This is a genomic window from Anaerotignum lactatifermentans DSM 14214, assembly GCF_900142265.1.
Classification (GTDB): Bacteria; Bacillota; Clostridia; order Lachnospirales; family Anaerotignaceae; genus Anaerotignum; species Anaerotignum lactatifermentans.
The window spans coordinates 1-7,463 of sequence record NZ_FRAH01000113.1 but is presented as its reverse complement, the minus strand read 5'-3'; the positions used below and the strand labels follow the sequence as shown (position 1 = coordinate 7,463).

The following is a 7,463-nucleotide window of genomic DNA, read 5'->3' as shown; positions in this document are numbered from 1 at the left end:
CAAATCTTTAATTATTTTTTGAATATCCGCTCTCAATTCATAATAAATTATTTTTCTTCTATACTTTGGTGTAAATACGATATGATACTTGCATACCCATTTTGTGTGTGCTAAACTGTTTGCCATAAAAGCATCGTCCTTTCTTATGTAAAATATTTAGGCTTGAACACCCTTATTTTACAACAAGGACGATGCTTTTTGCTTAAGCTTTAATCTCACCCGCAGAGCGGGCGGTTGTTAAAGGCTGCTTTGCAGCCTTCAGCACTAAAGTAATAATACAAAAAGACTGAACCATATTGTCCAGTCTTTTATACTTTTACATTTCTCTGATTCTCTCCTGTATCAGCCGTCCTACCGTATCGGCAAACCAGCTGACGGAGCGGATTCTTGCCAATTCTCTGCCATAAATCTTGTGGGCTGCCGGCAAATCCCGATCATTTCCCGTAAAGACGGAAATGACCCAGATACCTTTTCTTCTGAGGCGGCTCACTTCCTCTGCCACATCCTGCACACCAGCTTCTCCGCCGTAATCTTTGGGCAAATGAAGCCCTTCCTTTGACGGCATGGGCTGATCGTCATTGGGATGGGCATCGGAAAGTATGATGAGCATTTTGTGTTCGCTTCTCTCCTGTTCTATGAGGTAGTCTGCCGCCCGCAATGCCAAACCATCCCGGTTCCAGCCAGCCGCCAGAAAATGCAGAATATCTTTATTTCTGGAAGTGTCATGGTAATCCCGCAATACCTGCATAACCGTACAGCCACTGACACTGCTGAAAGCGCTTACGCGAACAGGAATATTACAGCGAGTCAAACTTTCCGCAATGATAAAGCCCTGTGTTGCCACTTTCGCCTGTTGTTCTCGCTGGGAAGCGGAGCCATCCAGTAAAATATCCACCGTCAGGGTATCCAACTGGCTATCCGATGTTTTCTCAAATATCCGTTCATCATGAAGATATACATTCCGCCATACCTTCCCTGCCAGCAGATTTCCGGCACGAGTACGGTACACCGTGGGTTCCAGCTGCAGCAATATAGCATTGCGTATGCGTTCTGTCAGTTTATTGACTGCCAGCATGGTCTGGCTTTCGTTTGCCTGAAAATAAGCTTCATTGGCTTCTCTCTGTTTCTCAGCAAATTCCCGCTGTTCTGCCGCTTCTCTGGTCAATTCTCCCGTTTCTGTGAATTCCCCTCTGGTGAAATGCAATAAACATTCCCGATGGGCTTCTGTGCAGAGTTTCTTTTCGATTTCTGCCATTTCCGCTGTGGAAAACATGGATTTCCCAAAACAGCTTTCCACATAGGCGCGCACCACCTTGGCACTGGGTCTGGAAAATGTCAGCCGCTGATACAGCTTTCTCGCTTTGCCCATGAGGGAATCCTTCTCCTCTGTGGTTTTTCCTTCCCAGTCGATACGCCGCAAAGCACTGCCTGCCCGTTTTCCCCAGCCTTTTGGCCAGAAAAACGGAGAATCACTGATATGACCGCCCAATTCTTCAAACTCTTTGAAATGCCCTTTGAAAAAATACTGATTCAGCAGAAGATCCATGCGGTCTGTCACCTGTTCTGTGTTGCAGTCCGCGGGAAATTCCAAAGCATCCAATATTTTTCGTTTTTCTTCGTCCAGATCATCTGCCTGACCCAATATACGCTGGCAATGAGCACGCTTCAAATCCCACAGTAAAGATTCCACCACATGGTCTTTGGGTCTTGCCAGAAATTTTTCCGCATAAGCACGCCGCAGTTCTGCCATGGCAGGACGTTCATCTTTGGCTTTGCCGAACACACAGTTTTCCAGCCCCAGCCACAGCAGTTCCACATACAATTCCCCATCCTGTCTGCGCTGAAGGTAGGTAAACATCTTATCCAACGTTTCAAACTGAAAATAATGATATACGGCACCAATGACCGTATTGAAATAAAAATCCGCGTCGCCGTCCTCATCAAAGGCAACATACACCGGCTGCAGGGAATAATCCTGTGCGGCGTTCCAAATCTGATTGACGGCACGACGCTCCGCAATCTCTCTGTTTTTCATCAGCGATCACCAAACAGCTTTCCATAGTCCAGATCCTGCGGAATTCTTGCGGCAATGGCATCTGCCACCAACTGCCGTTCAAAGGGATCGAAGGCTTTGTTGATGATACCCATTTCCAGTGCACGAACCGCTTTCAGACCTTTTTCCATCAAATGAATGGATGCCATGAGCCCACGCAAATCCAGCGCTTTTGTGGAAATTTCCGCGTTATCGCATTTTGTTTCCAATTCTCGAAACAACGCGGCAAACTGTTCTGCCCATTTATCTTTCAGTGTAGGGAATTCCCGTTTCAGCAGCTTCCGTAGGTTTTCCTCAGAAATAACCGGCATATTGATAACTACAAAACGGGATGCCAGCGCTTCATTCAACTCTCTGGTACCGGCATAGCCATAGTTCATGGTAGCAATGAATCGTGTTGCTTCGTGCAGAGGAATTCTGTCATACCCCGGCACATCAATGGAGCGACGGAAGTCCAATGTTGCATGGAGCACTGCCAAAGACTCGTTCTTTGCCATATTGATTTCATCCAGTACGCCGAAGCCACCCATATGTGCACAGCGGCTGATGGGCCCTTCACGGAATACTACCTGATTATCCCGGAATGTATCTGTCCCAATGAGGGAAGCGGCGTCTACATTTACATAAAAAGAAATGTCCCAGGACGGTCTGCCAAAGGCTGCCGCCAGATTTTCTGCCAACACGTTTTTCCCAGTTGCTTTGGGACCGGACAGCAACAAATTTTCCCCACATAACAACGCTGCTGCCGCTTCTTCCCAGATTTCTTTGCCATAATATAAAAAACGGGGCACCGGTACACGACCTGCTACAGAAGCATCCACTTCATGACTTTCGCGGAACTTCTGGATTTCCTTCAGCAGGCTGACGCTGACCCCTTCTGTCTGTAATTCTTCTTCCATGTGCCACATAAAAAATTCCTCCTCTTTGGTTATGGACTCATTGTAACATGTAAAGTTATGTGCATATTTCCGAAAATTTTATACTTTTTGTCATTTTGCCTGTTGACATTTTCAGAATCCGTGTATATACTGTTCTCGTAAAAAGAAAACAGGGGAGCTCAATGGATTGGGCTGAGAGGAAGTTTTGCTTCGACCCTTACACCTGATTTGGATAATGCCAACGTAGGAATCGACAGAATGAATTTTCGGGAGATGCGTTGCATCTCCCTATTTTTATTGCGTACAGACAGACCAAAGCCAGAACTTTTTACGGAAACAGAATATTGGCAGCGTTGAGAGTGAACAAGAGTTCATGAAGGGGTGCACCACCACGGGTGTATTTCTTTGTGAGCTCTTTTTTCTTGTCGCTGCTGGAAAGGAGGCTTCTGAATGATCACCATTAACGGGAAAACATTGACCCTGTCCGCACCTATGACTCTGGGTGCGTATCTTGACGAAAACAACTACCGCCGCACTTATATCGCAGTGGAAAAAAACGGAGAAATCCTGCCCAAAAGTGAATACGACACCACATATCTCAATGACGGCGATAAGATCGAAATTGTCAGTTTTGTAGGAGGCGGCTGATGATGCACCCATTTACGAAAAAAGAAATCTATGAAGCATTGGTGGAACGCCACACAGCAGCCTATCAGGAAAAGCTGGATGCCGGGCATGTTGCCATTGCAGGACTAGGCGGACTTGGTTCCAATGTTGCCTTCGCACTGGCACGCCTTGGTGTGGGACATCTACACCTCATTGATTTTGACCGTGTAGACCTGACCAATCTGAATCGCCAGCAATATCTGCTGCGCCATGTGGGCATGTATAAAACAGATGCTCTGAAAGAACAGCTGCTCCAGATCAATCCTTATCTGGACATCACCACAGACTGCGTAAAGGTAACCAGTGAAAATCTGAAAACCCTTTTTGCCGATGCGGACATCATCTGCGAAGCTTTTGACAACGCAGAAACAAAAGCCATGTTCGTCAACGGCATACTGGAATGGTTTCCCCAGAAAAAACTGGTCTGTGCTTCCGGCATGGCAGGCTTCGGCAGCAGCAACACCATCCATACCCGAAAGATTGGCAGCAATTTTTATCTCTGCGGCGACGAAACCACCGATATTGCCCATGGACAATGCCTCATGGCGCCCAGAGCTGCACTCTGCGCTGCCCATGAATCCAATATGATCGCCCGTCTGCTTCTGGGCGAAGAAACCGTATAATATCTGATTTTGGAAGAAAGAAGGAATTTTACCATGCAGAACAATGACAAACTCATTTTAGGCGGACACGAATTTACATCCCGTTTCATCCTTGGTTCCGGGAAATTTTCTCTGGATCTGGTAAAGGCTTGTGTGGAAAAAGCCGAAGCACAGATCATCACACTGGCAGTACGACGTGCCAACGAAGGCGGTCTTGCCAACATTCTGGACTATATCCCCGATACCGTTACCCTGCTGCCCAACACTTCCGGCGCAAGAAACGCGGAAGAAGCTGTGCGCATTGCCAAACTTTCCAGAGAACTGGGCTGCGGGAACTTTGTCAAAGTAGAAATCATGCGTGACTCCAAATATTTGCTGCCTGATAACCAGGAAACCATCCGTGCCACAGAAATGCTGGCAAAAGACGGTTTTATCGTAATGCCTTACATGTATCCCGATCTCAATGTAGCAAGAGATCTGGCAAATGCCGGTGCTGCCTGCATCATGCCTTTGGGTGCCCCTATTGGTTCCAACAAAGGTCTGTGCACCAAAGAATTTATTCAGATTCTCATTGACGAAATGAGCCTGCCTATCATCGTAGACGCAGGGATCGGCAGACCTTCTCAGGCTTGCGAAGCCATGGAAATGGGTGCCGCTGCCATCATGGCAAACACTGCTGTCGCCACCGCCGGAAATGTGGAATTGATGGCAGAAGCATTCAAAAAAGCCATTGAAGCAGGACGCAGCGCTTATCTGGCAGGTCTTGGCAGAACCCTGGAAAAAGGCGCCAGCGCATCTTCTCCACTGACAGGATTTTTGCAGGATTGAGAGGTGACGAACATGAGTCAGGAACATTTGAACGAAAGTATTTTAAGTGAAGAAATTCTGGAAGACCAGAAGAAAAACCGTATTGACCACATGACCTATCTGCCCGGTATGGAAGTGCTGGAATCTGATGTGATGGATCAGGTCGTTGCAGCCATGGAAGCTTATGATTACGACAAATACACAGAAGCAGATGTACGCCGTGCTTTGGTCCATGACAGCCGTACTCCCGAGGATTTTGCCGCACTGCTTTCCCCTGCCGCTCTGCCCCTGCTGGAAGACATCGCCCAGGCAGCCCGTGTGGAAACCAGAAAGCATTTCGGCAACAGTGTATATATGTTCACACCCATTTATATTGCTAACTACTGCGAAAACTACTGCATTTACTGCGGTTTCAACTGCCACAACAAAATCAACCGTGCCCAGCTGAACGAAGAAGAAATCGACAAGGAAATGGCTGCCATTGCCAAAACAGGATTGCAGGAAATCCTGATTCTCACCGGGGAAAGCCGCAGCAAATCCACAGTACAATACATCGGGGAAGCCTGCAAAATCGCAAAGAAATATTTCAAAGTCATTGGTCTGGAAATTTATCCTGTCAACTCCGATGAATACGCATATCTTCACGAATGCGGCGCCGACTATGTGACCGTTTTCCAGGAAACATACAATTCCGATAAATATGAAACACTCCATCTGGCAGGACACAAACGTATTTTCCCTTATCGTCTGAACGCCCAGGAACGTGCTTTGAAAGGCGGCATGCGTGGGGTTGGTTTTGCTGCATTGCTGGGTCTGGACGACTTCCGCAAGGACGCTTTTGCAACAGGCTATCACGCTTATCTGCTCCAGCGAAAATATCCTCATGCGGAAATCGCGTTCTCCTGTCCCAGACTGCGCCCCATCATCAACAATGACCGCATCAACCCCATGGATGTTCACGAAACACAGCTTTTGCAGGTAGTTTGCGCATATCGTCTGTTCATGCCTTTCGCAAACATCACCATTTCCAGCAGAGAATGTGCCCGTGTCCGTGATAATCTGGTAAATATTGCCGCTACTAAAATTTCCGCAGGCGTCAGCACCGGCATCGGCGAACATTCCGAGGAAACCGAAAAGAAAGGAGACGACCAGTTCGAGATCGATGACGGCAGATCTGTCCAGGAAGTATATGACACCCTGCTGAAAAACAATCTCCAGCCGGTCATGAGCGATTATATCTATGTATGATGATGCACTGTTTTCCCATATTCTTGCGGTATCAAACCGCACCTTAAGCAAACGCCCTTTTCTGGAACAGATAGAAGAAATCTGCAAGCACCATCCCAAAGGTCTGATTCTGCGGGAAAAAGATTTGTCAGAAGCAGAATACACCGCTCTGGCAAAAGATGTATTGGCAATCTGTCAGCGTCATAACGTTTCCTGTATCCTGCACACCTATTTCCGTGCGGCAAAAGAACTGGGCTGTAACGCCATTCATCTGCCCCTCCCCCTGCTCCGTGCCCACAAAGAAGAACTTTCCGGTTTCTCTCATGTGGGAACCTCCATTCACGCACCGGCAGAGGCGGAAGAAGCGGAAAAACTGGGGGCAACTTACATCACTGCTGGGCATATTTATGCCACAGACTGCAAAAAAGGACTTCCTCCCAGAGGACTTGTTTTTCTGGAAGAAGTCTGCCGCAGGGTATCCATTCCTGTTTATGCCATTGGTGGCATCAAAATCAATGAAAAACAGTTGCAGGAAGTCATGGACTGCGGCGCCAAAGGCGGCTGCATCATGTCTGGCATGATGCAATTATAATAGCTTACTTTCAAAATATTTGATAACATATTCCAAGACAGCAGAAGAGCAGGGATTCTCCACCCCTGCTCTTCTCATGGTGTCGAAAAACTCGACACCATGTCGTCAAAGTCTCATTTCATTCAAGACTTTGACGAGTAGACAGAAGTATAAAGCCGAAGCTCCATCAGCTAAAAGCTTTGAAACTTCGGCTTTTCCTCGTCAGAAATGAATTCTGACTGCGGATTCCAGTTGGGGAACTCTTTGTTCCCCAAACCCTTCCGCATTCTTGAAAAAAGTATAAAACTTAGTTTTCCTACAATCATAACCACGCCTAAAAGACGTGGTTTGCACTAGCCCTATAAGGGCTTATTAAGAGCCAGCGCCTAAATGACGCTGGCTTTCACTTCGTTCAAGCCTTGGTGGTATGATTATCTGCTACCCTTAAAAGGGTCTTCATACTCTTTTGTATTCAACTTATCTTCAATTTGATCTTGTTTTTCCTGTTCTCTGATATATTTTTGAATCGTTGCTGTATTTAAACCGACTGTACTTACATAATATCCTGTTGCCCAGAAATTCCTATTTCCGAATTTATACTTCAGATTTGCATGACGATTGAATATCATCATTGCACTTTTTCCTTTTAAGTATCCCAT

Annotated in this window: 9 protein-coding genes and 1 riboswitch; of the genes, 5 read left to right on the top strand and 4 right to left on the bottom strand. The window is 46.7% G+C overall.

Translation table 11 applies throughout. The features are described from left to right. From BUB35_RS17435 to BUB35_RS17425, 3 genes are all read right to left on the bottom strand, one after another. Nucleotides 1-126, bottom strand: a 126-nt coding sequence (locus BUB35_RS17435; RefSeq protein ID WP_200777621.1) for a transposase, incomplete at its 3' end; no start/stop codon positions are given. Nucleotides 127-316: 190 nt separating this feature from the next. Continuing rightward, entirely contained in the window at nt 317-2,035 is a 1,719-nt protein-coding gene (locus BUB35_RS17430; RefSeq protein WP_072853802.1) for a vWA domain-containing protein, read from the bottom strand. Further along, nucleotides 2,035-2,952, bottom strand: a complete 918-nt coding sequence (locus tag BUB35_RS17425) for an AAA family ATPase (protein ID WP_072853804.1) — start codon at nt 2,950-2,952, stop codon at nt 2,035-2,037. The genes BUB35_RS17430 and BUB35_RS17425 overlap by 1 nt, the downstream gene beginning before the upstream one ends. 140 nt (nt 2,953-3,092) lie before the next feature. Beyond that, nucleotides 3,093-3,198, top strand: a riboswitch (TPP riboswitch). A gap of 183 nt (nt 3,199-3,381) precedes the next feature. Here BUB35_RS17425 and thiS point away from each other — a divergent pair. Genes thiS through BUB35_RS17400 form a run of 5 tightly spaced genes read left to right on the top strand, consistent with a single transcriptional unit; the run spans nt 3,382 to nt 6,825 of the window. Then, nucleotides 3,382-3,579 (top strand): sulfur carrier protein ThiS, encoded by a 198-nt coding sequence (gene thiS, locus BUB35_RS17420; RefSeq protein ID WP_072853801.1) that lies wholly within the window; start codon nt 3,382-3,384, stop codon nt 3,577-3,579. Continuing rightward, nucleotides 3,579-4,220 carry a sulfur carrier protein ThiS adenylyltransferase ThiF gene (thiF, locus tag BUB35_RS17415; protein ID WP_072853799.1) on the top strand — a complete coding sequence of 214 codons (642 nt, stop codon included), beginning with the start codon at nt 3,579-3,581 and terminating at the stop codon, nt 4,218-4,220. Before thiS ends, thiF begins: the two co-directional genes overlap by 1 nt. Before the next feature lie 33 nt (nt 4,221-4,253). After that, on the top strand, nt 4,254-5,027 hold the full coding sequence (locus tag BUB35_RS17410; RefSeq protein ID WP_072853797.1) for a thiazole synthase: 774 nt from the start codon (nt 4,254-4,256) through the stop codon (nt 5,025-5,027). 12 nt (nt 5,028-5,039) lie between these two features. Continuing rightward, nucleotides 5,040-6,254 (top strand): 2-iminoacetate synthase ThiH, encoded by a 1,215-nt coding sequence (thiH, locus tag BUB35_RS17405; protein WP_072853795.1) that lies wholly within the window; start codon nt 5,040-5,042, stop codon nt 6,252-6,254. Continuing rightward, complete coding sequence (locus BUB35_RS17400) at nt 6,247-6,825, top strand: thiamine phosphate synthase (RefSeq protein WP_072853793.1); 579 nt, start codon at nt 6,247-6,249, stop codon at nt 6,823-6,825. The genes thiH and BUB35_RS17400 overlap by 8 nt, the downstream gene beginning before the upstream one ends. 410 nt (nt 6,826-7,235) lie before the next feature. Here the strand turns inward: BUB35_RS17400 and BUB35_RS17395 are convergent. After that, nucleotides 7,236-7,463, bottom strand: a 228-nt coding sequence (locus tag BUB35_RS17395) for a transposase (protein ID WP_072853704.1), incomplete at its 5' end; no start/stop codon positions are given.